The sequence below is a fragment of the Actinophytocola oryzae genome (genome assembly GCF_004364325.1).
Taxonomy (GTDB): Bacteria; Actinomycetota; Actinomycetes; order Mycobacteriales; family Pseudonocardiaceae; genus Actinophytocola; species Actinophytocola oryzae.
Genome location: NZ_SOCP01000004.1, coordinates 643,310 through 666,838 on the forward strand (window position 1 = coordinate 643,310; position 23,529 = coordinate 666,838).

The 23,529-nt window shown below is 69.8% G+C and carries 24 protein-coding genes; 17 read left to right on the forward strand and 7 right to left on the reverse strand.

Annotated features, from left to right (window positions below):
• Nucleotides 1-28 precede the first annotated feature (28 nt).
• From CLV71_RS13985 to CLV71_RS14000, 4 genes are read left to right on the forward strand one after another with little or no spacing between them, the layout of a single operon-like run.
• Nucleotides 29-1,318 carry an ABC transporter substrate-binding protein gene (locus CLV71_RS13985; protein ID WP_424923875.1) on the forward strand — a complete coding sequence of 430 codons (1,290 nt, stop codon included), beginning with the start codon at nucleotides 29-31 and terminating at the stop codon, nucleotides 1,316-1,318.
• Nucleotides 1,318-2,310 carry a carbohydrate ABC transporter permease gene (locus tag CLV71_RS13990; RefSeq protein ID WP_133903120.1) on the forward strand — a complete coding sequence of 331 codons (993 nt, stop codon included), beginning with the start codon at nucleotides 1,318-1,320 and terminating at the stop codon, nucleotides 2,308-2,310. Before CLV71_RS13985 ends, CLV71_RS13990 begins: the two co-directional genes overlap by 1 nt.
• Complete coding sequence (locus CLV71_RS13995) at nucleotides 2,307-3,170, forward strand: carbohydrate ABC transporter permease (protein ID WP_133903121.1); 864 nt, start codon at nucleotides 2,307-2,309, stop codon at nucleotides 3,168-3,170. The genes CLV71_RS13990 and CLV71_RS13995 overlap by 4 nt, the downstream gene beginning before the upstream one ends.
• 2 nt (nucleotides 3,171-3,172) lie before the next feature.
• Nucleotides 3,173-4,546 carry a GH1 family beta-glucosidase gene (locus CLV71_RS14000; RefSeq protein WP_133903122.1) on the forward strand — a complete coding sequence of 458 codons (1,374 nt, stop codon included), beginning with the start codon at nucleotides 3,173-3,175 and terminating at the stop codon, nucleotides 4,544-4,546.
• 91 nt (nucleotides 4,547-4,637) lie between these two features.
• On the opposite strand, the gene CLV71_RS14005 is transcribed toward CLV71_RS14000, so the two are convergent.
• The 3 genes from CLV71_RS14005 to CLV71_RS14015 all read right to left on the reverse strand — a co-directional run bounded on the left by CLV71_RS14005 (nucleotide 4,638) and on the right by CLV71_RS14015 (nucleotide 5,783).
• Entirely contained in the window at nucleotides 4,638-5,054 is a 417-nt protein-coding gene (locus CLV71_RS14005) for a Fur family transcriptional regulator (protein ID WP_133903123.1), read from the reverse strand.
• Nucleotides 5,051-5,434 (reverse strand): ArsR/SmtB family transcription factor, encoded by a 384-nt coding sequence (locus CLV71_RS14010; RefSeq protein WP_166664082.1) that lies wholly within the window; start codon nucleotides 5,432-5,434, stop codon nucleotides 5,051-5,053. The genes CLV71_RS14005 and CLV71_RS14010 overlap by 4 nt, the downstream gene beginning before the upstream one ends.
• 67 nt (nucleotides 5,435-5,501) lie before the next feature.
• The gene (locus CLV71_RS14015) at nucleotides 5,502-5,783 is read right to left on the reverse strand and encodes a DUF6703 family protein (protein WP_243866427.1); all 282 of its coding nucleotides are present in this window, start codon (nucleotides 5,781-5,783) and stop codon (nucleotides 5,502-5,504) included.
• 138 nt (nucleotides 5,784-5,921) lie between these two features.
• Here CLV71_RS14015 and CLV71_RS14020 point away from each other — a divergent pair, with 138 nt between their 5' ends.
• The 5 genes from CLV71_RS14020 (at nucleotide 5,922) to CLV71_RS14040 (ending at nucleotide 10,857) form a co-directional block, all read left to right on the forward strand.
• Entirely contained in the window at nucleotides 5,922-7,307 is a 1,386-nt protein-coding gene (locus CLV71_RS14020) for a glycine--tRNA ligase (protein ID WP_133903124.1), read from the forward strand.
• A 164-nt stretch (nucleotides 7,308-7,471) separates the two neighbouring features.
• Complete coding sequence (locus tag CLV71_RS14025; RefSeq protein WP_133903294.1) at nucleotides 7,472-8,362, forward strand: ABC transporter ATP-binding protein; 891 nt, start codon at nucleotides 7,472-7,474, stop codon at nucleotides 8,360-8,362.
• The gene (locus CLV71_RS14030) at nucleotides 8,359-9,087 is read left to right on the forward strand and encodes an ABC transporter permease (protein WP_133903125.1); all 729 of its coding nucleotides are present in this window, start codon (nucleotides 8,359-8,361) and stop codon (nucleotides 9,085-9,087) included. The genes CLV71_RS14025 and CLV71_RS14030 overlap by 4 nt, the downstream gene beginning before the upstream one ends.
• Before the next feature lie 28 nt (nucleotides 9,088-9,115).
• The gene (locus tag CLV71_RS14035; protein ID WP_243866428.1) at nucleotides 9,116-10,255 is read left to right on the forward strand and encodes a sensor histidine kinase; all 1,140 of its coding nucleotides are present in this window, start codon (nucleotides 9,116-9,118) and stop codon (nucleotides 10,253-10,255) included.
• Complete coding sequence (locus CLV71_RS14040) at nucleotides 10,252-10,857, forward strand: response regulator transcription factor (protein ID WP_133903126.1); 606 nt, start codon at nucleotides 10,252-10,254, stop codon at nucleotides 10,855-10,857. The genes CLV71_RS14035 and CLV71_RS14040 overlap by 4 nt, the downstream gene beginning before the upstream one ends.
• Nucleotides 10,858-11,052: 195 nt before the next feature.
• Here CLV71_RS14040 and CLV71_RS14045 read toward each other — a convergent pair whose 3' ends face one another.
• Both CLV71_RS14045 and CLV71_RS14050 read right to left on the reverse strand, forming a co-directional pair.
• The gene (locus tag CLV71_RS14045; protein ID WP_133903127.1) at nucleotides 11,053-11,592 is read right to left on the reverse strand and encodes a GNAT family N-acetyltransferase; all 540 of its coding nucleotides are present in this window, start codon (nucleotides 11,590-11,592) and stop codon (nucleotides 11,053-11,055) included.
• Between the two features lie 238 nt (nucleotides 11,593-11,830).
• Nucleotides 11,831-12,832, reverse strand: coding sequence for a hypothetical protein (locus CLV71_RS14050; protein ID WP_133903128.1), 1,002 nt, complete (start codon nucleotides 12,830-12,832; stop codon nucleotides 11,831-11,833).
• Nucleotides 12,833-13,004: 172 nt separating this feature from the next.
• Here CLV71_RS14050 and CLV71_RS14055 point away from each other — a divergent pair, with 172 nt between their 5' ends.
• From CLV71_RS14055 to CLV71_RS14075, 5 genes are read left to right on the forward strand one after another with little or no spacing between them, the layout of a single operon-like run.
• Nucleotides 13,005-13,655, forward strand: coding sequence for a YdcF family protein (locus CLV71_RS14055; RefSeq protein WP_243866430.1), 651 nt, complete (start codon nucleotides 13,005-13,007; stop codon nucleotides 13,653-13,655).
• Between the two features lie 10 nt (nucleotides 13,656-13,665).
• A complete protein-coding gene (locus CLV71_RS14060) occupies nucleotides 13,666-14,937 on the forward strand; it encodes a deoxyguanosinetriphosphate triphosphohydrolase (RefSeq protein WP_133903130.1) in 1,272 nt (423 codons plus the stop codon).
• A 42-nt stretch (nucleotides 14,938-14,979) separates the two neighbouring features.
• Nucleotides 14,980-15,225: a hypothetical protein gene (locus CLV71_RS14065; RefSeq protein WP_133903131.1), complete on the forward strand. Its 246-nt coding sequence runs from the start codon at nucleotides 14,980-14,982 to the stop codon at nucleotides 15,223-15,225.
• The gene (locus CLV71_RS14070) at nucleotides 15,222-16,325 is read left to right on the forward strand and encodes a serpin family protein (RefSeq protein ID WP_133903132.1); all 1,104 of its coding nucleotides are present in this window, start codon (nucleotides 15,222-15,224) and stop codon (nucleotides 16,323-16,325) included. Before CLV71_RS14065 ends, CLV71_RS14070 begins: the two co-directional genes overlap by 4 nt.
• 56 nt (nucleotides 16,326-16,381) lie before the next feature.
• Nucleotides 16,382-16,969: a carboxymuconolactone decarboxylase family protein gene (locus tag CLV71_RS14075; RefSeq protein WP_133903133.1), complete on the forward strand. Its 588-nt coding sequence runs from the start codon at nucleotides 16,382-16,384 to the stop codon at nucleotides 16,967-16,969.
• Here CLV71_RS14075 and CLV71_RS14080 read toward each other — a convergent pair.
• Entirely contained in the window at nucleotides 16,950-17,885 is a 936-nt protein-coding gene (locus CLV71_RS14080; protein ID WP_133903134.1) for a sigma-70 family RNA polymerase sigma factor, read from the reverse strand. The genes CLV71_RS14075 and CLV71_RS14080 overlap by 20 nt on opposite strands.
• A 35-nt stretch (nucleotides 17,886-17,920) precedes the next feature.
• Between CLV71_RS14080 and dnaG the strand changes: the two genes are divergently transcribed.
• The 3 genes from dnaG to CLV71_RS14095 all read left to right on the forward strand — a co-directional run bounded on the left by dnaG (nucleotide 17,921) and on the right by CLV71_RS14095 (nucleotide 21,242).
• Nucleotides 17,921-19,819: a DNA primase gene (gene dnaG, locus CLV71_RS14085; protein WP_133903135.1), complete on the forward strand. Its 1,899-nt coding sequence runs from the start codon at nucleotides 17,921-17,923 to the stop codon at nucleotides 19,817-19,819.
• Nucleotides 19,820-19,904: 85 nt separating this feature from the next.
• Nucleotides 19,905-20,438: a hypothetical protein gene (locus tag CLV71_RS14090; protein ID WP_133903136.1), complete on the forward strand. Its 534-nt coding sequence runs from the start codon at nucleotides 19,905-19,907 to the stop codon at nucleotides 20,436-20,438.
• Nucleotides 20,439-20,477: 39 nt separating this feature from the next.
• On the forward strand, nucleotides 20,478-21,242 hold the full coding sequence (locus tag CLV71_RS14095) for a trans-aconitate 2-methyltransferase (RefSeq protein ID WP_133903137.1): 765 nt from the start codon (nucleotides 20,478-20,480) through the stop codon (nucleotides 21,240-21,242).
• 46 nt (nucleotides 21,243-21,288) lie between these two features.
• Here CLV71_RS14095 and CLV71_RS14100 read toward each other — a convergent pair whose 3' ends face one another.
• On the reverse strand, nucleotides 21,289-23,448 hold the full coding sequence (locus CLV71_RS14100; protein ID WP_133903138.1) for an MMPL family transporter: 2,160 nt from the start codon (nucleotides 23,446-23,448) through the stop codon (nucleotides 21,289-21,291).
• Nucleotides 23,449-23,529 lie beyond the last annotated feature (81 nt).

Below are 23,529 nucleotides of genomic sequence, written 5' to 3' on the forward strand. Positions count from 1 at the left end.
TAGTCGAGGACGCAAAGGGACAACAGACGTGCGAAGCAACCAACGACGGGTGTTCGCCGGTGCGATCGCCCTCGCTGCCGCGGTGGGCCTGACCGCGTGCGGCTCCTCCGATGACTCGAGCGGATCTGAATCGGGGAAGATCGAGCTCAGCATCGGCACGTTCACCGAGTTCGGGTACGAGGACCTGCTCAAGGAGTACGAGACCCTCAACCCGGACATCAAGGTCACCCACCACAAGACCGGTGAGGGCGGCCCTTACCACCAGCAGCTGCTGACCAAGCTCGCGGCGGGCAACGGCCTCGAGGACGTCGTCGCCATCGAGGAGGGTCACCTCCCCGATGTGATCGACAAGCCCCAGTTGTTCAACAACCTCGCCGACATCGGGCCTGCGGACGCCAAGCCCGAGCGCTGGCTCGACTGGAAGTACAAGCAGGGCGTCGCCAAGGACGGCACCTGGATCGGCTACGGCACCGACATCGGTCCGCTGGCCATGTGCTACCGCACGGACCTGCTCGCCGCGGCGGGCATGCCGACGGACGACGCGTCGGTCAAGGCCATGTTCGCCACCTGGGACTCGTACTTCGAGGCGGGCGACACCTACGTCCAGAAGACCCACAAGGCGTGGTTCGACTCGGACTCGCAGGTCTTCAACGCGATGCAGAACCAGCTGCCCGAGGGGTACGTGACCAAGGACGACAAGCTGGCGCTCGAGTCCAACAAGGACATCAAGAAGAACTACGACCAGGTCACGGCGGCGGGCAACCGCGGCCAGAGCGCCAAGCTCGTCGCGTTCAGCCCGGAGTGGAACACCGGCTTCAAGCAGAGCGCGTTCGCCACGAAGACCTGCCCGTCGTGGATGCTCGGCGTCGTCAAGGAGCAGGCCGGTCCGGACCACGCGGGGCACTGGGCGGTCACGGACGCGTTCCCGGACGGTGGCGGCAACTGGGGCGGCTCGTTCCTCGCGGTGCCCAAGCAGTCGAAGCACCCGAAGGAGGCCGCCGAGCTGGCCGCGTGGCTGACCGCGCCGGAGCAGCAGATCAAGGCCTTCCAGAAGACCGGCAACTTCCCCAGCCAGGTCGACGCACTCGACTCGCCGGAGCTGTTGGACCAGACCAACGACTACTTCGGTGACGTGAAGACCGGCCAGCTGTTCGCGACCATGGCCGCGAAGGTCGGTCCGCCGCAGTACAAGGGTCCCGGCGACGGCAAGATCCAGGAGAACGCCGTGAGCCCGGCGCTGCAGGCGGTGGAGCAGGGCAAGTCGCCTGAGGAGGGCTGGCAGCAGGCAGTCGACGCCGCCAAGAAGATCGTCAAGTGATGACCACGGTAACGAGGCGGGCGTCACACCAGGGGGTGGCGCCCGCCCCACCGCGCAAGCCGCGGCTCACGTTCCGCCAGCGCCTGTCGCTGGCGGACGTGAGGTGGTCGCCCTACCTCTACATCGCGCCGTTCTTCGTCATCTTCGGCGTGGTCGGCCTGTTCCCGCTGCTGTACACGTCGTACCTGTCGCTGTTCGACCGCGAGCTGCTCGACACCGAGAGCACGTTCATCGGTCTCGGCAACTACACGGAACTGTTGCGGGACAGCCAGTTCTGGAACGCGCTCGTCAACACGATCAGCATCTTCGTCCTGTCGTCCGGGCCGCAGATCGTGGTCGCGGTCGGCGTCGCCGCGCTGTTGAACACGCGGCTGCGGCTGCCGACCTCCTGGCGGGTCGGGGTGCTCCTGCCCTACGTCGTCAGCCTGGTCGCGGTGGGCCTCATCTTCGCGAACCTGTTCGGCACGAAGTACGGCCTGATCAACGGCCTGCTCGAGACGGTCGGGCTCGACCGGATCGACTGGCAGGCCAACCGGTTCGCCTCGCACCTCGCGATCGCCACCATGGTCAACTGGCGGTGGACCGGCTACAACGCGCTGATCGTGCTCGCCGCGATGAAGGCGATCCCGAAGGAGATCCACGAGGCGGCGCTCATCGACGGCGCCTCGGCGATCCGCCGGTTCTTCAGCGTCACACTGCCGCTCCTGCGGCCGACCCTGATCTTCGTGGTGATCACCTCGACCATCGGCGGCCTGCAGATCTTCACCGAGCCCAAGCTCTTCGACGCCATGCCGGGCTCCAACAACGGTGGCTCGTCCAACCAGTTCCAGACGATCACGCTGTACATGTACCAGACCGCGTTCGAGACGCAGAAGCTCGGCTACGCCTCGGCGATCGCGTGGGTGCTGTTCCTGCTGATCATCGTCATCGCCGTACTGAACTTCCTGCTGACCCGCCGGATCGCGTCCAGTGGAGCGGAGGAGGCGCCATGACGGCGATATCGTTGCGGCAGGTGACCCGGCAGGCGAAGGCCGGGGACAAGCGCGCGTCCTTCTGGGTCTACGGGCTGCTGATCGCGTTCATGCTCGGCTCGGTCTTCCCGTTCTTCTGGTCGTTCCTGGTGGCGTCGCGGGACAGCTCCATGCTGGGCGAACGGGTCCCGCCGCTGTTGCCGGGCGGGAACTTCCTCAGCAACGCGGCGCGGGTCTTCGACTCCGTGCCGTTCTGGAAGGCGTTGGGCAACAGTGTGATCGTGGCGGGCACGGTCACCTTCACGACGGTCCTGTTCTCCACCCTCGCCGGTTTCGCCTTCGCGAAACTGCGGTTCCGCGGCCGGGACGCCCTGTTCCTGTTCGTCGTCGCCACGCTGGCGGTGCCGACACAGCTCGGCATCATCCCGCTGTACATGGCGATGGCGGACTTCGGCTGGGCAGGTCACCTCGAGGCGGTGATCGTGCCGAACCTGGTGACCGCGATCGGCGTGTTCTGGATGCGGCAGTACACCGCGCAGGTGGTGCCGTACGAGCTGATCGAGGCCGCGCGTGTCGACGGCTGCTCGATGATCCGCGTGTACTGGCACGTGTGCCTGCCCGCGGTGCGGCCCGCGGCGGCGTTCCTGGGCATGTTCACGTTCATGACGTCGTGGAACGACTTCCTGTGGCCGCTCGTGGTGCTCAACGCCGAGAACCCGACCGTGCAGATCGCGCTGGAGCGGCTGCAGAGCGGTTACTACATCGACTACTCACTGGTGCTGGCGGGCACGACGCTGGCCACCATTCCGATCTTGATCGTGTTCGTCGTGCTCGGCCGCCAGATCGTGGCCGGAATCATGCAGGGCGCAGTGAAGGGGTGACCATGTCAGTTGTGCCGCAAGCGTCAGAGTCGGTAGCGCTCCGCTTCCCCACGGGTTTCGTGTGGGGCGCGGCAACGGCGTCGTACCAGATCGAGGGCGCGACCACTCTGGACGGTCGGGTGGATTCCATCTGGGACGAGTTCTGCCGCCGGCCAGGCGCCGTGGCGAACGGCGACTCGGGCGAACCGGGCGCGGACCACTACCGCCGGTACGCCGAGGACGTGGACCTGATGTCGTCCTTGGGAATCGGCGCGTACCGGTTCTCGATCGCCTGGCCCCGGCTGAAGGACCTGAGCTTCTACGACCGGCTCGTGGACTCCCTGCTGGAGAAGGGCATCGCCCCGTGGGCGACCCTCTACCACTGGGACCTGCCGCAGTCGCTGGAGGAGGCGGGCGGGTGGACCAACCGGGTCACCGCGTACCGCTTCGCCGAGTACGCGTCCACTGTGGTCGGGCGTCTCGGGGACCGGGTCGCGGGCTGGCTCACGCTCAACGAGCCGTGGTGCGCGGCGTTCCTCGGGTACGGCAACGGCGTGCACGCGCCGGGTGTGCGTGACTCGCGGGCCGCCGTCGCCGCCGCGCACCACCTCCTGCTCGGGCACGGCCTCGCGATGTCGGAGATCCGCGCGGGTGCGCCGGACGTCCCGGCCGGGATCACGCTGAACCTGTTCCCCGTGCGTCCCGCGACCGGCTCCGAGGCCGACGCGGACGCGGCCCGCCGCATCGACGGCCTGCAGAACCGGATCTTCCTGAACCCGGTGCTGCGCGGTGAGTACGACGCCGACCTGCTGGACGACCTCGCGCCGTACGGTCTGCAGGAGGTCATCCAGGACACCGACCTGAAGGCGATCAACCAGCCGATCGACCTGCTCGGCGTGAACTACTACCGCGCCTACCTGGTGTCGGCGGGTGACCCGGTGGACGGGCCGAGCGAGTGGCCGGGGTCGTCGGACGTGCGGTTCCTGCAGTCCGGTCACCCGAAGACGGAGATGGACTGGGAGGTGCAGCCGGAAGGGCTGACCGAGCTGCTGGTGTCGCTCAGCCGCGAGTACCCGGGGCTGCCGCTGTACGTCACGGAGAACGGTGCCGCGTACCCGGACACGTTCACCGAGGACGGCGAGATCCGCGACGCCGAGCGCATCGCGTTCCTGGACGGGCACCTGCGTGCCGCCCACTCCGCGGTCGAACAGGGCGCTGACCTGCGCGGGTACTTCTGCTGGACGCTGCTGGACAACCTCGAGTGGGCGTGGGGCTATGAGAAGCGGTTCGGTCTCGTGCACGTCGACTTCGACACCCAGAAGCGGACGCCCAAGGACAGCGCGCGCTGGTACTCGGGCGTGATCGAGCACAACGGCCTGCCCGCGGCGGAGGACTGAAGACGCACCGGGGGTCGGGGCTGCCGAATGGCCTCCGGCCCCCGGTTTCCATTGTCCCACGGGGGGCCGACAGGATCGGCGAACGTGCTGGTCAGCCGGTGCAGGACGCGCAGGTGCCGAAGACCTCGACGGTGTGGCTGACCTCGGCGAAGCCGTTCTCGGCGGCTATCTTCTCCGCCCACTTCTCCACCGCCGGGCCCTCGACCTCGACGGTGCGGCCGCACGCGCGGCAGACCAGGTGATGGTGGTGGTGCTGGGAGCAGCGCCGGTAGACCGCCTCGCCGCTGTCGAGGCGCAGGACGTCGACCTCGCCGGCGTCGGCCAGGGACTGGAGCGTGCGGTAGACGGTGGTGAGGCCGATGCCCTCCCCGCGGGTGCGCAGCTCCTCGTGCAGGTCCTGGGCCGAGCGGAAGTCGTCGAGCTGTTCCAACAGGCTCGCCACGGCGGCTCGCTGCTTCGTGGATCGCCTGCCTGGAACGGTCGGGGCGTGGCGCTCGGCGTTCGTCACCGGCCTGCTCCTTCCTCCACGTGCGCGACCGCGTCGACGACGATGTGTGAGAGGTGCTCGTCGACAAGACGGTAGACCACCTCGCGGCCGTGGCGTTCGCCTCGGACGACGCCCGCCGCCTTCAGCACGCGCAGGTGTTGGCTGATCAGCGGCTGCGCCACACCGAGAGTCTCGACCAGCTCGTGCACGCAGCGGTCATGCTCGCGTAACTCCAGCACGATCGCGATGCGGACGGGTGCCGCGAGCGCACGCAGCAGGTCACCCGCGGCCTGCAGTGTCCGCACCGAACGCGGTTCGGCCGCGGCGACCGTGGGGCGGTCGGCCGAATGGGACACGGTCAGTTCCGGGGACGAGGCGGCGTCCGAAGTCACGTGGAACATCGTCCTCTCGGGGGTCGGCTGCTGAAACGGATAGTCGTTACCGTATTCAACATCCTAGGCCGCGAGGCTATTTCACCAGGACAACGGACACGGCGATGACGATCAGCAGCACGAGGATCAGCGCCCGCCCGAACCGCTGTACCGGCGCCAGCGCGCCCCAGGTGGCCGCCAGCATGACCGCGATGCCCGCCGCGAGCAGGCCGAGCACGATCGCGCCGGGAACCCCGCGCACCACGACGCCCACCACGAACAGCGCGGCCACCACGATGAACACCGCGATCGGGGGCATTCTGGACAGCGGGCCGTCCCCGGTGATCAGCTTGGCCTTCGTCGAGCGCCTCGCGCGCACTCCGACCTCCTGTCGGGTCACTGCCTGCTACGCAGGAAATCACCCGTTGGTGTTGGACTCGTTACGGATAGTCTTTGGCGCACGCGCCGTCAACCGCCATTGAACGCCATGGCCGCGCGCGACCGTTGGAGTGGGCCCATGTCAGCCGATCTCGTGGAGACCGTGGTCAGCCTGTGCGAGCGCAGAGGCTTCGTCTACCCGTGCGGGGAGATCTACGGCGGCACCCGCGAGGCCTGGGACTACGGCCCGCTCGGCGTCGAGATGAAGGAGAACGTCAAGCGCGAGTGGTGGCGCACGGTCGTGCAGCGCCGCGACGACGTGGTCGGCATCGACTCGTCGGTCATCCTGCCACGGGAGGTCTGGCAGGCGTCGGGACACGTGGCGGCCCTCCACGACCCCCTGGTCGAGTGCACCTCCTGCCACAAGCGGTTCCGCGCTGACCAGCTCGTCGAGGAGTACGCGGCCCGCACCGGCCTCAACGTGACGGAGGATCGGCTGGGCGTCGTGTCCTGCCCGAACTGCGGTGTGCGTGGCCAGTACACGGAGCCACGCGCCTTCACCATGATGGTGAAGACCCACCTCGGGCCGGTCGACTCCGAGGAGGGGATGCAGTACCTGCGCCCGGAGACCGCGCAGGGCATCTTCGTGAACTTCCTCAACGTGCTCACGACGTCACGACGCAGGCCCCCGTTCGGCATCGGCCAGATCGGCAAGTCCTTCCGCAACGAGATCACGCCGGGCAACTTCGTCTTCCGCACCCGCGAGTTCGAGCAGATGGAGATGGCGTTCTTCGTCGAGCCGGGCACCGACGAGAAGTGGCACCAGTACTGGATCGACGAGCGCCTGCGCTGGTACACCGACCTGGGCGTCAACCCGGCCAACCTGCGGCTCCACGACCACCCGCGCGAGAAGCTCTCGCACTACTCCAAGCGCACGGTCGACATCGAGTACCGCTTCGGGTTCGGCGGCCAGGAGTGGGCCGAGCTGGAGGGCATCGCCAACCGAGGCGACTTCGACCTGACGACCCACACCAACAACTCCGGTGTGGACCTCTCCTACTTCGAACAGTCCACGAACTCCCGGTACCGGCCGTTCGTCATCGAGCCCGCCGTCAGCGTCGGCCGGCCCATGATGGCCTTCCTCCTCGACGCCTACCGCGAGGACGAGGCCCCCAACGCCAAAGGCGGCGTCGACAAGCGGGTCGTGCTCAGCCTCGACCGCAGGCTCGCGCCCGTGAAGGCCGCCGTGCTGCCGCTGTCGCGCAACCCCGACCTCACCCCGAAGGCCCGCGAGGTCGCCGCGTCACTACGCCAGTACTGGAACGTCGACTTCGACGACGCCGGTGCCATCGGCCGCCGCTACCGCCGCCAGGACGAGATCGGCACCCCGTTCTGCGTGACCGTCGACTTCGACTCGGTCTACGACCACGCCGTCACCGTGCGGGAGCGCGACAGCATGGCGCAGGCGCGGGTGTCCATGGACAAGCTCCAGGGCTACCTGGCGGCCCAGCTCATCGGCTGCTGAGACCGGCCGCCGACCACGGCCGCGCCGCCCCCTGACGTTTGTCACGGGGTGCCGCTGACTGTTTGTCACGGCGAGGTCGTGACTCGCGGCCTGCGTACGCGGGCCCCGCGACCAGCATCGTTGTCTTCGTGAACGACACAACGATCTCAGCGGGCGCGGCAGTGATGTTGGCAGGCCTGCACAAGAGCTACGGGGATGTCCACGCGGTCGCCGGGGTCGATCTCACGATCGCACCCGGCGAGGTGGTCGCGCTGCTCGGCCCGAACGGCGCAGGCAAGTCCACCACCGTCGACATGCTGCTCGGCCTCACCAAGCCCGACGCGGGCACGGTCACCGTCTTCGGCGCGAGCCCGAACGAGGCCGTCGCCAGGGGCACCATCGGCGCCATGCTCCAGGGCGGCGCACTGCTCGAGGACGCTACCGTCGGCGAGATCGTCGCCATGGTGGCCTCCCTGCACCGCTCACCGATGACGGTCGCCGAGGCCCTGCGTGCCAGCGGCGTCGACGACCTCGCGGACCGCAGGTGCACCAAGCTCTCCGGCGGCCAGAAGCAACGCGTGCGCTTCGCCGTCGCACTGGTCAGCGACCCGGACCTGCTCGTGCTCGACGAGCCGACCGCGGCCATGGACGTCCAGAGCCGCCGCGAGTTCTGGAAGTCCATGCACGGCTTCACCAACACCGGCCGCACCGTCCTCTTCGCCACGCACTACCTCGAGGAGGCGGAGAACTACGCCGACCGCGTCGTGCTCATGCGTGCGGGCAGGGTAGTGGCGGACGGTTCGGTCGCCGAGGTGACCTCGCTCGTCGCGGGCCGAGTCATCCGTGCCGTCGTCCCGGGTGCCACGGAGGCCGCGCTCGCCGCGCTGCCCGGCGTCACCGAGATCGAGGTCCGCGCCAACCGCGCGGCCATCTCCACCGGCGACTCGGACGCCACGCTGCGCACGCTGCTCTCGACCTACCCGCAGGCGCACGACATCGAGGTGACCGCCGTGGGCCTCGAAGGCGCCTTCCTCTCACTCACCAGCGACAACACCGCCGGAGCTGACCTGTCATGAGCTTCACCTACCTCATCCTCGAAGTACGCCGCGCGATGCGCAACGGTCGTTTCCTGGTCTTCTCGATCGCCTTCCCGGTCCTGCTGTTCCTCCTCTACGTCGGGATCTTCGCCGACGGCGACAAGGCGGTCGTCGGCATCCTGATGGTCAACATGACCGCCTTCGGCGCACTGTCCGCGTCGCTGTTCGCAGGCGGCCGGGTCGCGCTGGAGCGCCAGCTCGGCTGGCAGCGCCAGCTGCGGCTCACCCCGCTGTCGGGCTCGGGCTACCTCGCCGCGAAGGGCATCACCGGGATGATGCTGGCGATCCCCGCGGTCGTGCTCGTGCCACTGATCGGCGCCGTCGCCGAGGGCGTGTCGCTGGACGCCGCGGGCTGGCTGCGCGTGACGGTCGGCATCTGGCTCGCGGTCATCCCCTTCGCCCTGATCGGCCTGTTCGTCGGCCAGATCGGCACGCCGGAGAGCATGCAGCCGATCATGAGCATCACGATGATGGCCATGAGCCTGCTCGGCGGCATCTTCATCCCGATCGACACGATGCCCGGCTGGCTGACGACCATCAGCCACCTGCTGCCGTCGTACTGGCTCGGCCAGGTCGGCCGCGGCGCGGTGACCTCCAGCCTGTCGGTGGACCTCGGGCAGGCGGTGCTGGTGCTCGCGGGCTGGACGCTGGTGCTCGGGTTCGCGGTGATCCGCCGCTACCGGCGCGACAGCGCGCGGGTGTGAAACCCGGCGAGGTCGTACCGTGACGATCGTGGCCGAGAAGCGGAAGAAGAACGGGTGGTCCTGGCCGGACGAACCGGCAGGGCCACCCGACCGCACGGGACGCATCGCGGGCACCGTGCTCACCAGCCTGTTCCTGATCTACCTGGTGGACCCCCTCAGCCAGGTCTACAGCGAGCCGCACTCCGGGGGTGTGCGGGTCGCCGTGGTCGTGACCGTGGCGGTGTACGCCGCCATCTACGTGCTGGTGCTCGTGCGCATGCCCTGGTACGGGCGGCGGATGCGGATCGCGGCGGTCGCCGGGATGTTCACCTGCGGTGTCGTGCTCGCGGTGCTCCTCGGACCCGACGACCTCGTCTTCATGACGTACGTGATCTCCGTGGCACTCATGCAGCTGCCGCCGTTCGTCGGGCTGATCCTCGGCCTCGGGATCACCGCGTCCCTGCTGATCGGCACCGCGATCGAGGAGGGTGCCCCGGATTGGAACTCCGCGTCGATCCTCGTGGTGCTCACCATCGCCATGTTCGGCACCCGGCAGGTGATCCTGGCCAACGCGGAGCTGCGGGCCGCCCGCGACGAGATCGGGGCGCTCGCGGTCGCCGAGGAGCGGGCCAGGATGGCGAGGGACCTGCACGACGTGCTCGGCCACAGCCTCACCACGATCACCGTCAAGGCGGGCTTGGCCAGGCGGATCCTCGAGAGCTCCGGCAACCGCGACCAGGCCATCGCCGAGCTGAGGGACGTCGAGAACCTCTCGCGCACCGCGCTCTCCGAGGTGCGTTCCACGGTCTCCGGGTACCGCAAGGCGTCGCTCCCGGCCGAGCTCGTCGGCGCCAGGGCCGCGCTGCAGGCGGCGGAGATAGCGGCCGACCTGCCGCACGCGGTCGACAACGTGCCCGCAGAGCTGCAGGAGCCGTTCGCGTACGTGCTGCGCGAGGGCGTGACGAACGTGATCAGGCACTCCGACGCGCGACGCGTCGAGGTGCGCCTCGGCGGCTCGTGGATCGAGGTCCGCGACGACGGGACACCCAAGGGTGAGTGTGGTTCCGGTCATGGCCTGTCCGGCCTCTCGGAACGGCTCGCCAAGGTGGGCGGCTCCCTGTCGGCAGGACCGGATCCCTCGGGAGGGTTCGTCGTCCGGGCGTCGGTGCCCGCGGCGGTGACCGCGTGATCAAGGTGATGCTGGCCGACGACCAGGCGCTGGTCCGGGGCGCGTTGGCCGCGATGCTCGGTCTGGAGCCGGACATCGAGGTCGTGGCGCAGGTGTCGTCGGGAGACGAGGTGGTGCCCGCCGCCCGCGCGTCGTCGCCGGACGTGGCGCTCCTCGACGTCCAGATGCCGGGCAAGGACGGCATCACGGCTGCCGCGGATCTTCATCGGGAACTTCCTTTCTGTCGGATCGTGGTGTGTACGACGTTCGGCCGGCCCGGCTACCTGAGCCGGGCCATGGCCGCGGGGGCGGTCGGGTTCGTGGTCAAGGACGCGCCGCCGGAACAGCTGGTCGACGCCGTCCGCCGGGTGTACGCGGGGTTGCGCGTCGTCGACCCGGCCCTGGCGGCCGAGTCCCTGGCCACGGGGCAGAGCCCGCTGACCGACCGGGAGCGGGACGTCCTCCGGGTGGCCAGCTCCGGCGGCACCATCGCCGACATCGCCCGCCTCCTGTCGCTGTCCCAGGGGACGGTCCGCAACCACCTGTCCTCGGCGATCGGCAAGACCGGCGCACGCACCCGGGCCGAGGCCGCCCGGGTGGCCGAGGACCGCGGCTGGCTGTGACCGGCCGCGGGAAGGTGGACGGCTGTTCCGCCGGGTGAGCCTGCCGAGGCCCGTGTTCGTCGCGTTCAGGGCAGACGTCGAGCAAGGACTGTGTTAAGGCAGGTGGACCTTGGGTTCAGTCCAACGGCGCCGGCCGAGCCCTCTTCGCCCAGGGAGATGGCTTCGACTCCGGCCAGGCCACTTGCGCGGCGCGGGTCAGGCGGGTGCGTGTCGGACGTGCAGGTGGCCGTCGAGGGGGTACGGGGCCGCGGCGAGGATGGTCGAGTGCAGGTCGAAGCCGGTTTTCTGTGCCACTCGGCACGACGCCAGGTTGTCGACCTGGTGGCGTAGTTCCAGCCGGGTGGCACGAAAGGTCGCGAAGGCCCACGTCGAGAGGGCGTCGACCGCCCGTGACGCGACGCCCCGGCCTCGGGCCGCCGCCGCTGTCCAGTAGCCGACCTCCGGCCTGGTGCGTGGTTTCTTCAGGACCACGCACGCGACCAGCTCGGTTCCGTCGAGCACGGCGAAGCACAGCCGCTCGCCGGTCCGCCAACCCTCCTGCTGGGCCGCCACCCACGCGGCTGCCTGGTCCACGTCCCGTACCGCGACCCGGATCCAGTGGCGGATCGCGGGATCCCGGTAGACGTCGACGAGTGCGGCGGCGTCCTCGGCCACCCACGGCCTCAGGACCAGCTCAGGCCCAGCTGCCGTGGCAGGCACTCGAATGGTCGTGAACTGCGTCCCCCTGCCGAGCATGGCCCGCACTCTACGACGGCCGAGGTCCACGTACCCGGGGTTCCGGAACGACGGCCGGGTCGAGCGGGGTGCACTCGGATGGCATCGACCACACTGGACCGGGGTCGTCAGGGTGGGACGAAGTCAGGGGTGTCGGGACGTGGGAGGGGCCGCGGGCCGCGGTCCTCTGTGGTCAGGCGTTTGATCAGGCGTTCACTCAACGGTCGGGGCTCCTCGGTCAGCTGGGCACGCAGGGCTCTCAGGCGGGTTGACGCGGCGGTGTGGGTCGGGGCTTCGGCTTCTTCTGGCATCGGGCTCGTACCTCCGGTCTCGGGCGGGCCTTCGCCTTCTCGTAGGCGCCGCGCAGCAGGTCGGCCACCTTGGCCGGTTCTTCCTTCAGTTGGGACGGGGTCGTGTGCACCACCAGCACACCGCTGGCCGTCAGGCGTGCCGCCCTGGTGAGGGCCGCCGTCGCGTCGGTGGGGGACAGGTCGAAGGCGTACGAGTCGACCTCCCACGCCAGGGCCACGTCCTCCCACCAGGCGTCCGCCGTCGCCACGTGGGTGCCGTTGGGCGACACGATCGGGACTCGCCACTTCGGGGTCGGTAGGCCCGCCTGCTGCACCAGGCGCTTGGCCCAGCCCTGAGCCATCGAGCGGACCTTGTCGTCGATTTCGGCCAGCTTCCTGCGTGGCAGGGTCAGGCCCGCGCCGCCCACCCGGTCCAGCTCGTCGCGCAGGGTCGCAGGCGTCACCTTTCCCTTGTAGATGGTCTCCGCCAGGACGTCCTCGACGAGGTCGCCGCGTTGGGTCCTGCGGACCGTGTCCACTGTGGCCCTGGGCAGCGGGGCCACCGGGAAGCCCTTGATGTGCAGTGGTTCCGGAAGCTGGCGGGTCCGGTCGAAGAAGGCACCGTCCACCAGCCCGGGTTGTCGGCAGCGCGCGGGGATCAGGATGTGGATCCCCGACTCGAGGCGGCAGCCGCTCATGCCGTGCAGCTTCAGGGCGTCCACACCGGTCAGCACCGCTCCCTCGCCCGCCACCTTCAGCGCGGCGTGGATGCGTTGTGTCCTGTTGGGTGGCACGTCCGTCAGCAGCACCAGGTTCGGTTCGATGCGTTGCCACGGGCCGCCGGGCCGGCAGCGTTCGTAGATCGCATGTGTGGAGATGCCCAGAGCGTGCAACTCCCGGACCGGTGCGACGAGATGGTCGAACACGGACGGGATCGCGTCGATGTTGAGCAATGCGCGGTCGTTCGTCATGCCGCAAGCAAACCCCGCCCGAGCATTCGTTGCGCGCATTGAAGATCAACATGTGGACAACTGGAGCGGCTGTGGATAACCCCCGGTCAGCGGCATCGTGAAAGGCAGGAGAAATCGGGGTGTGCGGGTAGCATCCGCCGCCTCTTCGTCCGTTTCTGGAAGGATGGGTCCAGTGAGTCGAGAACACCCGAGTCCGGTGCTTCGTTTCGTGCGTCGCTCGGTGCTCGGTGTGTTCCTGGTCGGCGCGCTGGTCGTCGGCGGCACCGGGTTCCGGGTGTGGGCGGTCGCGCGTGACGACGACCGGACCACCGCCGACGTCGTGCTCGTGCTCGGCGCCGCCCAGTACGACGGCACGCCGTCGCAGGTGCTCGAGGCCCGGCTTCGGCACGCCATGAACCTCTTCGACGAGGGCGTGGCGCCCTACATCGTCACGACCGGCGGCAACCGTCCTGGTGACACGTACACCGAGGCGAGCGCGGGCGACCGCTGGCTCACCGAGCACGGCGTGCCCGAGAACCGGGTCATCCCGGTCGAGGAGGGCAACGACACGCTCGGCAGCCTCAGGGCCGCCGCCGACCGCATCCACGGTCGCGGCTGGCAGACCGCGGTCATCGTGAGCGACCCGTGGCACTCGCTGCGGGCCAGGACCATGGCCTCGGACCTCGGCCTCGACGCGTGGACCTCGCCGACCCACAGCGGACCGATCGTCCAGACCCGCCAGACCCAGGTCCGCTACATCCTGTACGAGACGGCCGCGCTGCTCTACTACCACGCGACCAGGGCACCGGCCGACGAAGCCGGCGATGTCGGTGCCGACAAGTAGCCTCCCGGGCATGATCTCCGGATACGGCGACCACGACACGGCGCGTCTGGTCGCCGAGCAGGACAAGAGCGCCCTGCTGTCCGACGCGTGGCCGTCGCGGCGCAGTGCCTTCGCGCGTGACCGCGCCAGGGTGCTGCACTCGGCCGCGCTTCGCCGTCTCGCCGGGAAGACACAGGTCGTCGGGCCCGGCGAGGGCTCCGAGGTCAGCGGTGTGCCCCGCACCAGGCTCACCCACTCGCTCGAGGTGGCGCAGATCGGCGGCAACATCGCCGAGGAGCTGGGCTGCGACCCGGACGTCGTCGACACCGCGGGCCTCGCCCACGACATCGGCCACCCGCCCTTCGGCCACAACGGCGAGCGCGCCCTCGCCGAGGCCGCCAGGGCCTGCGGCGGTTTCGAGGGCAACGCGCAGACCCTGCGAATCCTCACCCGCCTCGAACCCAAGATCGACGACCACGGCCTCAACCTCACCCGCGCCTCGCTCGACGCCACCACCAAGTACCCCTGGGCGCGAAGGGCGGGCACCGACAAGTTCGGCGCCTACGAGGACGACCTGCACGTGTTCGACTGGCTCCGCGAGGGCGCGCCGCCGGATGCCCGCTGTCTGGAGGCACAGATCATGGACTGGGCGGACGACCTCGCCTACTCCGTCCACGACGTCGAGGACGGTGTTCGCGCAGGGCGAATCTCCATGTCCGGTCTCGCCGACCCGGTCGAGCGGGCGGCGCTGGCCGAGCTCGCGGCCAAGTACTTCAGCTCGGAGCCCGTGTCCGCGCTGGAGGACGCGGCAACCGACCTGATGCGATTACCCGTCGTCGCCGAGGTGACCGGGGCCGGGTACGACGGCTCCCTCGGCGCCCAGGTCGCGCTGAAGCGGCTGACCAGCGAACTGGTCGGCAGGTTCGTGTCGGCGGCCGTGACCGGGACCCGCCGCGAGTACGGCGACGGCCAGCTGACCAGGTACGCGGCCGATCTCGTCGTCCCGCCCCGGGTGGCCGCCGAGGTCGCGTGGCTGAAGGCGGTCGCCCTGCGGTACGTGATGAAGGACCCGAGCCGTCTCGCGCTCCAGGCCAGGCAGCGCGAGCTGATCGCCGAGCTGGTGGCGGTGCTGGCCGAGTGGGCGCCCGACGCCCTGGAGCCCGCGTTCGTCCCCGCGTGGAAGCGGGCGGGGACCGACGCGGAACGGTTGCGGGTGGTGATCGACCAGGTGGCGTCCCTGACCGACGCCCAGGCGGTCAGGTGGTACCGCGCGCTCGTCGGGCGGCGGACAGCGGAGGAGTGAGGTGGCACACTCGGGAAGGAGCCCGGGAGGAAGTGACGCGGCATGACTGACGAAACGAACCGGCCGCCAGGTGGTAGGGGGCGGCGCGGTGTGTTCCGCGGCCCCAAGCGCGAAGAGGTGCCCGCGGGACCGGGGACCGACCCGAGGGACGACGACGACGGCGATGCCGGTTCTGCCGGCGTGCGCGAGCCCAGGCACCCCAGGCCGCCGGGGCCCCAGGCGGACGCGGGTGAGATGCCCGTGCCTGAGCAGCAGTTCGCGGTGACGTTGCCGGATCCGCGTCGGTGACGCAGCTCGCGTTCACCCTCAACCTGCACCGGGTCACGGCCCCAAGACTCGACGCCAACGCCTGCTGGTCGCCGTTCTCGGTCGCGAGTGCCCTGGGCCTGCTCGCCCAGGGTGCGCGCGGGTTGACCCGCGACGAGCTGGCCGTACTGCTCCTCGGGGAGAAGACCGGCGACATCGGCGATCTCGGCGCGTTGCTCAAGCGTGCCGGTGTCCTGGCGCCGCACAACGACGGCGACGAGGCGCCGGTCATCGCCGTGGCCAACACGCTGTGGACCGACGAGTCGATCGAGATCCTGGCCCCGTACGTCGAGGAGCTGGGCCGGTGGTCGAGCGGCACGGTCAGGGGCGCGCCCTTCCGGACCGACCCGGGACAGACGCGTGAGCTGATCAACCTGGATGTCGAGAAGACGACCAGGGGCCTGATCCCGTCGCTCCTGCCGGACGGCGCGATCTCGGCCGAGATGGTGGCCGCGCTGGTCAACGCGCTGTACCTGAAGTGCGCGTGGCGCTACCGGTTCCTCGACGGGGGCACCGAGCCCGCACCGTTCCACACCCCGACCGGGGTCAGGGACGTGCCGACGATGTCACTGTCCGAGCAGCTCGACTACGCGGCCACTGACGGCTGGCAGGTCGTCCGGCTGCCCGCGACCGGTGGCGTCGAGGCGGTCGTGCTGCTGCCCGACGGCGACCTCACGAGCGCGGAGCCCGGCCTGGACGCGGACCTGCTGGCCCGCCTGCTCGACGCACCACGCAACCGGCGAGTGCGGTTGTGGCTGCCCAGGGTGGACGTGCGCACGAAGGTCGACCTGACGCGGCCGCTGGCCCAGCTCGGCGTCACCACGGCGTTCACCGACGCGGCAGACCTGAGCGGCGTCACGTCCGAGCGGCTCGCCGTGCAGGCGGTACTGCACGAGTCGGTGCTCAAGCTCGACGAGCAGGGCCTCGAGGGCGCTGCGGCCACCGCGGTCATGATGCGCATGGTGTCCATGCCGATCGGCGAGCCAACCGAGGTGCGGGTGGACCGTCCGTTCCTGCTCGTGGTGCGGCACAAGGAAACCGGGGTCGTGTACTTCCTCGCGCGGGTGGTGGACCCCACCTAGCGGTTGTCACGTCGGACAGGTCCTCCTCGTCCCCACCGTGAAACGAGGAGGACCTGATGCCCAGAATCCCTGGTGTGGCGACGAAGGACGCCGGCCCGCTGATCCGCGCCTGCTACTGGTTCGCCAGGCGGCGCTTCGGTGTGGTGCCGGAACCGTTCACCGTGCTCGCCCGCCACCGCAAGCTGTTCATGGCCGCCGCACGGCACGAGCTGGCCGCCGAGAAGGCCAACGAGGCAGTGCCCAAGCCCATCCTCGAACTCGCCGTGTTCCGCGTCGCACAACGGCTCGGCTGCTCGTGGTGCGTGGACTTCGGGACCATGCTGCAGAAACACGCAGGCCTGGACATCGAGCGGCTCAGGCACATCGACGACTACCGCACCTCGCCGACCTACACCGACCAGGAGCGGCTCGCGGTCGCCTACGCCGACGCGATGACCACCACCCCGGTGAGCGTCACCGACGAGCAGGTGGCGCGGCTGCGCGAGGAGTTCGGCGACGAGGGCGTGCTGGAGCTGACCTACCAGATCGGCCTGGAGAACATGCGCGCCAGGATGTACAGCTCGCTCGACATCCGTGACCAGGGCTTCGGCTCCGGCGACGCCTGCAGGCTGCCGGAGGCGGAGATCACCGGTCGAGGTGCATGAGCTTGTCCGGGTTGCACATGTCGTAGATCCGCCAGATCCGCCCGTCACGCAGCTCGAACATCGTGACTCGCCGGTCGACCTCCCGCAGGCCGTCCTCGGCCTCCACGTGCGGGATCGCGAGGCCCAGCTCGCCGTTGACCAGCGCGGGCACGCCGTGGGCGATGCGGTGCACGCCGTACTGCTCGATGAGGCCCAGGATGAACCGGGAGACCTTGTCGGCGCCGACCATGCGGTGGCGGGAGGTGCGGGCCTTGCCGTCGCTGTCGCCGACGAGCACGACCTCGGGGTGCAGCAACGCGACGACGCCCTTCAGGTCACCCGTGGTGATCGCCGTCAGCAGCTTCTCCAACATGGCGCTCTGCTCGGCGAGGTCGGCGAGGGTCGGGGGGTCCGCGTCGGCCACCGCGCGCCTGCCGCGTGACGCGTGCTGGCGTGCGGCCGCCTCGGACACGCCGAGGATGCCCGCGATCTCCGCGAACGGCACCGAGAACGCGTCGTGCAGCACGAACGCGACGCGCTGCTCGGGGGTGAGGTTGTCCAGGACCACCATGGCCGCCATGCGGACCTGCTCGTCCCGCACGACTGTCTCGAGCGGGTCGTCGCTCGGCGGTGTGCCGAACGGGGTGACGATCGGCTCGGGCAGCCATGGCCCGACGTAGCGCTCGCGCCGCTCGACGGCGGAGCGCAGCCGGTCGAGGCAGATGCGGCCGACGACCGTGGTGAGCCAGCCACGCAGGTCCCTGATCTGTGCCCGCTTCTCCTCGTCCAGACCGGAAAGGCGCAGCCACGCCTCCTGCACCGCGTCCTCGGCGTCGGTGACCGCGCTGGTCAGGCGGTATGCGACTCCGATCAGGTGCGTGCGGTGCGTTGAGAACTCCTTGGCGAGGACCTCGTCGCTGGCGGTCACACCCCCGATCCTACTGTCGGTGCGGACGCCTAGACTCGGACAGCGTGGCAGGACGGATCCGGGAAAGCGACATCGCGCAGGTCCGCGACCGCAATCGGATCGACGACATCGTGGGCGAGTACGTGTCGTTGCGCCGTGCCGGTGGCGGTGCGCTGAAGGGCCTGTGCCCGTTCCACGACGAGAAGACCCCGTCGTTCAACGTGCGTGCGACCCACGGCACCTTCCACTGCTTCGGTTGCGGCGAGGGCGGCGACGTCATCGCGTTCCTCATGAAGATCGACCACCTGAGCTTCGTCGAGGCGGTCGAGCGGCTGGCCGAGCGCAGTGGCATACAGCTGACCTACGAGGGCGGCGCGCCGACCAGGCAGAAGGACAAGGGCACCAGGACCCGCCTGCTCGACGCGCACAAGGCCGCCGCGGAGTTCTACGCCGACCAGCTGACGACCCCCGAGGCGCTCACGGCCCGTGAGTTCCTGGCCGAGCGCGGGTTCGACCAGGCCGCCGCGCTCCAGTTCGGCTGCGGCTACGCCCCCGCGGGCTGGGACAAGCTCACCAAGCACCTGCTGGGGCGTGGGTTCGAGCTGCAGGAGCTGATCAAGGGCGGGCTGTCCCGCGAGGGCAGGCAGGGGCCGATCGACCGGTTCCACAGAAGGCTCCTGTGGCCGATCAGGGATCTCGGCAGCGATGTCGTCGGGTTCGGCGCGCGGCGGCTGTACGACGACGACCAGATCCAGGCCAAGTACCTGAACACCAGCGAGAGCCCGATCTACAAGAAGTCGCAGGTGCTGTTCGGGCTCGACCTCGCCAAGCGGGAGATCGCCCGTCGCCACCAGGTCGTGGTGGTCGAGGGCTACACGGACGTCATGGCGATGCACGCGTCCGGTGTGCCGACCGCGGTCGCGTCCTGCGGCACGGCGTTCGGCACCGAGCACATCACCGTGCTGCGCCGCCTGCTGATGGACGACGACGCGTTCCGCGGCGAGGTGATCTTCACCTTCGACGGTGACGAGGCCGGGCAGAAGGCCGCGCTCAAGGCGTTCGACGAGGACCAGAAGTTCGCCGCGCAGACGTTCATCGCCGTCGCGCCGGACGGCCAGGACCCGTGTGAGCTGCGCCAGTCCAAGGGCGAGCCCGCGGTCCGCGACCTCATCGCTCGTCGCCGCCCGCTGTTCGAGTTCGCTATCAAGACCGAGCTGGGCGGCCACAACCTCGACAACGCGGAGGGCCGCGTCGAGGCACTGCGGCGGACCATCCCGATGGTGGCGCGGATCAAGGACTCCTCGCTGCGGGACGAGTACGCGCGTCAGCTCGCCGGGTGGATCGGCTGGGACGACACCCTGACCGTCGTGCGCCGGGTGCGTGAGTCGGCGGGCGGCAAGCCCGCTCCGGCGGCCAGGGCCAGGCAGCTCGACCCGAACCAGGGGGCGCTGGCGGTCGATGTCGACGGCCCGGCCCGGCCGAACCCGCGTGACCCGCAGCTGCACGTCCAGCGCGAGGTGATCAAGCTCGCGCTGCAGGAGCCCGCGTTCGCCGGGCCGATGTACGACTCGCTGCCGCAGGAGGTCTTCTCCCACCCGGCCTACGCCGAGCTGCACCGGGCAGTACTGCAGGCGGGTGGCACGTCCAGTGGACTCGCCGGCGCGGACCTCGTCGACGCGGTGGCCAAGTGCTGTGTGTCGGGCACGGTCAGGTCGCTGGTCACGGAGCTGGCCGTCGAGGCCATCCCGGCCAGGCAGAACGCGCTCGACCGGTATGCCGCGGGGATGCTGGCAGCGCTGCAGCGTCAGCTGCTCGCCGGTCAGATCGCGGACATCAAGTCGAGGCTCCAGCGCCTGTCGCCGATCGAGGAACCGGACGAGGCACGTGCGCTGTGGGGTGACCTGGTCGCGCTGGAGCAGTACTACAAGGCGCTCGGCGAGCAGGCCGCCGGGGGGTTCTCGTGAGCGGAGCTTGCGGAGCGAACCACCAGGCACCGAACGACCGGCGGCCGCCCGCTCGGAGCCCGCGAGGAGAAGGCGAGGCGCCGTCGTGAGTGTGTTTCGCAAGCTTGTCGAGAAGATCGCGGGCGACGGCGCACCACCCGGTTTTACCGGGACGCTCGACGCCGACGAGAGTGTCGTCGTCGCGGCCGAGTGCCGGACCGGGGGGTACCTCGTCGCCACGTCGCTGGGGCTGTGGGTGCCGAGCGACGACGGGCCGCGGCGCATCGGCTGGCACCTGGTCAGCAAGGCGACCTGGCGCGGCGGCGAGCTGGTCGTGACCGAGGCCGAAGAGATCGGCGAGGCCGGCGGCGCGGTACTGATCTCCGACCGGCGGCCACAGCGGTATGGCCTGGACAGCCCGGGCAAGCTCCCGCACACCGTGCAACAGCGGGTGACCGGTTCCATCAGGTCGCGCCACCACAGGGACCTGCCCGGAGGCGGGGCGTGGTTCGTGCAGCGCAAGGTGCCGGGGCGGGACGGGATCGTGCTGCAGGTGCGGGCCGACCCGGGCACCGACCAGGACTCCGTCCGCACGCTGGCCGCGGAGGTGGCCGCGAAGATCCGCGAGGCGCTAAAGTAAGCAGTACGTACGTACGGTTTGCTATGAGAGGCGCGCGTCATGTGGGATCCCGCCAAGTACCTCGCGTTCACCGACCACCGCTCGCGGCCGTTCTTCGACCTCGTCGCCAGGATCTCCGCCGACGCGCCCCGACGTGTCGTCGACCTGGGCTGTGGGCCGGGCAACCTGACCGAGACGCTGGCGAAGCGGTGGCCGGACGCGGCGTTGGAGGCATCCGACTCGTCGCCGGAGATGGTGGCCGCGGCGCGTGAGCGGGGGATCGACGCGTCCGTGCTGGACGTCCGTGAGTGGCAGCCCGCGCCGAACACGGACGTCGTGGTGTCGAACGCCGTCCTGCAGTGGGTACCGGGGCACGACGAGCTGCTGGCGCGCTGGGTGAAGCAGCTGCCGCACGGCGCGTGGCTGGCCTTCCAGGTGCCCGGCAACTTCGACGCGCCGTCGCACCTGCGGACCCGTGAGCTGGCCGGCTCGGACGCGTGGCATGACCGGCTGGCCTCGCTGGTGCTGCGTGAGGACGACGCCGTGCTCGACCCCGGCGGCTACGCGGCGATCCTGTCGGACGCGGGCTGCGAGGTCGACGCGTGGGAGACCACGTACCTGCAGCGTCTGACAGGGGAGGACCCGGTGCTGGAGTGGGTCACCGGCACCGCTCTGCGCCCGATCCGCAACGTCCTTCCGGACGACGAGTGGCAGCGGTTCCGCGCCGAGCTGGCGCCCCTGCTGCGAGCCGACTACCCGCGGCGCGCCGACGGCACGACCTGGTTCCCGTTCCGCCGCGTCTTCGTGGTCGCCAGGACCCCCTGAGACGAGCGCGGCGCCCCTCGGGAAACGTCGAGGGGCGCCGCGAGGGTCACGCGACCGGAGCCGGGTCGCGTGGTTGTTCCGCGGCGGGCTCCTTCGCCCGGTCGCCGTGGCCTGGCCACCAGGCGGCGTGGCCGAGCAACGCCGTCACGCTGGGCACCAGGAACATCGACATCACGAACGCCGCCAGCAGGATGCCGAGCGACACCGCGAAGCCCATCTCCATCAGGAACGACACGCCGGCCAGCAGCATCGACGCGAACGTGCCCGCCAGGATGAGTCCCGCCGCGCCGACCGACGGCCCGCCGTGCTCGACCGCGAGGTCGGCGGCCTTGCGCGGGTCGTTGCCGAGCTTCGCCTCCTCACGCAACCTGGCGATCATCAGGATGTTGTAGTCCGTGCCGATCGCCACCACGAACAGGTAGACGAGCATCGGCAGCATGAACGACACACCGGGCCGCCCGCCGATGCCCTGGAAGGCGATCACCGTCGCACCCATCGTGCTGAAGAAGCCGAGCACCACGGCCAGCATCAGGTAGATCGGCGCGACGATGCTGCGCAGCATCAGCCCGAGCACGATCGCGATGAGCACGCCGGCGACCGGGAAGATCACCCACAGGTCGCGGTTGTTGGCGTGCCGGATGTCGGCGAAGGCCGAGGTCAGGCCGCCGACGTAGGCCTTGGCGCCGTCCGGGGCACGCTCGTGCGCCACGTCCCGCAGCTGCCCGTCGACCAGGTCGAGCGACGAGTTCGCGTACGGGCTCGTGTCCAGCAGGAGGTCGATCTTGGCGATCGTGCCGTCCTTGCTGATCGTGGCCAGGTCGCGGGTCGGTCCCGGCATCACGCCGCCGACACCCGGCACCGCGTCCAGCTCCTTCGCGTAGGAGTTGAGCGCGTCCTTGTCGAGCTGTCCGCTCTGCGCCTTCACGTAGACCGACGTCGGGTTGAGTGCGCCGGAGGGGAAGCCGATCTGCATGTAGTCCAGGCCGCGGGCCGACTCGGTGTCGCTCGGCAGCTGACCCGTCTGGTCGTAGTCGGTGTTGAAGCCGAACATGCCGAGCGCCAGCGCGACCATCACCCCGGCGGACGCGACCGCCACGACGCCAGGGCGGCGACCGGTGAACTTGCCGAGCCGCTGGAAGGTCGAGCCCTTCGGGACGCGCTGCCAGGACTTCGACGGCCAGAACACCTTGGTGCCGAGCAGTGAGACGACGGCGGGGATGAGCGTGACCGCCGCGACGGCCATGAGCGCGACGGCGATCGACAGCCCGGGTCCGAAGCTGGTGAACGCGCCGAACACGGCCAGCAGCAACGCCATGAACGCGATGATGATGGCGGCGGCCGCGGACGCGATGACCTCGCCGACCCGTGCGACGGCCGCGACCAGCGCGGTCTTCGGGTCGTCCCCGGCACGAAGGCGTTCGCGGAACCGGAACAGCAGGAACACGATGTAGTCGGTGCCGACGCCGTACAGCACGATCGTCATCACGATCTGGACGGACTGGTCGACCTGGAAGTCGAGTGCCTGTGCGAGCCACGCGACCAGCCCCGGCGCGATGGCGCTGACCAGGCCGACGGTGAAGATCGGCAGGATCGCGGCGAGCGGGCTGCGGTAGATGAGCAGCAACAGGCCGATGATCAGCACGATGGTGGCCGCGCCGACGATCAGGAGCGCGGTGTCGAAGGCGTTGGCGTTGTCGGCGAGCATGGCGACGTCACCGGTCACCGCGTACTCGAGGTCGGTGCCCTTGGTCGCGTCGGTGGCCTGCGCGCGGACGTCCTTGACCACCTCGACGAGGGCGGGGTCGTCCCCCTTGCCCTCGAACGCGACGCTGACGAGCTGGACCTTCTCGTTGGGGGAGCGGGTCAGGTCACCCGTCACCACACGCTCGACGTGATCGAGGTTCGCACCTTCGAGTGCTTTTCCGAGGTCGGCGATCGTGGTCCGATCACCCTCGGTCAGCACCTGGTTGTCCTGCCGCTTGACCACGATCGTCGCGCTGGCCTGGTTGTTCTGGCCGAAGGCCTGCTTCGCGAGGTCGCCCGCCTGCACCGACTCGTAGTCCGCAGGAAGGAAGTTGGCCTGGTCGCTGGTCGTCACGTCGGACAGCGTCGGCGCGAGGGCCACGATCGCGATCGAGACGAGCACCCAGCCCGCGATGACCTTCCACGGATTGTGCACGACCAGGCGACCCAGTCGTTCGAACATGGTTCCTCCCCCTTGTGATGCCCCCTGTGGAGATACCGTCCCCCAGTCGGGTGAACGGAGTCTACCTGCCGCACGGTAGGT

Bases quoted from the DNA above. Each gene is read 5' to 3' on its own strand.
- CLV71_RS14065 (WP_133903131.1), top strand. From the start codon at position 14,980: ATGACTGACGAAACGAACCGGCCGCCAGGTGGTAGGGGGCGGCGCGGT.
- CLV71_RS14030 (WP_133903125.1), top strand. From the start codon at position 8,359: ATGAGCTTCACCTACCTCATCCTCGAAGTACGCCGCGCGATGCGCAAC.
- CLV71_RS14075 (WP_133903133.1), top strand. From the start codon at position 16,382: ATGCCCAGAATCCCTGGTGTGGCGACGAAGGACGCCGGCCCGCTGATC.
- CLV71_RS14100 (WP_133903138.1), bottom strand. From the start codon at position 23,448: ATGTTCGAACGACTGGGTCGCCTGGTCGTGCACAATCCGTGGAAGGTC.
- CLV71_RS14050 (WP_133903128.1), bottom strand. From the start codon at position 12,832: ATGACGAACGACCGCGCATTGCTCAACATCGACGCGATCCCGTCCGTG.
- CLV71_RS13990 (WP_133903120.1), top strand. From the start codon at position 1,318: ATGACCACGGTAACGAGGCGGGCGTCACACCAGGGGGTGGCGCCCGCC.
- CLV71_RS14045 (WP_133903127.1), bottom strand. From the start codon at position 11,592: ATGCTCGGCAGGGGGACGCAGTTCACGACCATTCGAGTGCCTGCCACG.
- CLV71_RS14095 (WP_133903137.1), top strand. From the start codon at position 20,478: ATGTGGGATCCCGCCAAGTACCTCGCGTTCACCGACCACCGCTCGCGG.
- CLV71_RS14060 (WP_133903130.1), top strand. From the start codon at position 13,666: ATGATCTCCGGATACGGCGACCACGACACGGCGCGTCTGGTCGCCGAG.
- CLV71_RS13995 (WP_133903121.1), top strand. From the start codon at position 2,307: ATGACGGCGATATCGTTGCGGCAGGTGACCCGGCAGGCGAAGGCCGGG.
- CLV71_RS14000 (WP_133903122.1), top strand. From the start codon at position 3,173: ATGTCAGTTGTGCCGCAAGCGTCAGAGTCGGTAGCGCTCCGCTTCCCC.
- CLV71_RS14010 (WP_166664082.1), bottom strand. From the start codon at position 5,434: ATGTTCCACGTGACTTCGGACGCCGCCTCGTCCCCGGAACTGACCGTG.
- CLV71_RS14020 (WP_133903124.1), top strand. From the start codon at position 5,922: ATGTCAGCCGATCTCGTGGAGACCGTGGTCAGCCTGTGCGAGCGCAGA.
- CLV71_RS14025 (WP_133903294.1), top strand. From the start codon at position 7,472: ATGTTGGCAGGCCTGCACAAGAGCTACGGGGATGTCCACGCGGTCGCC.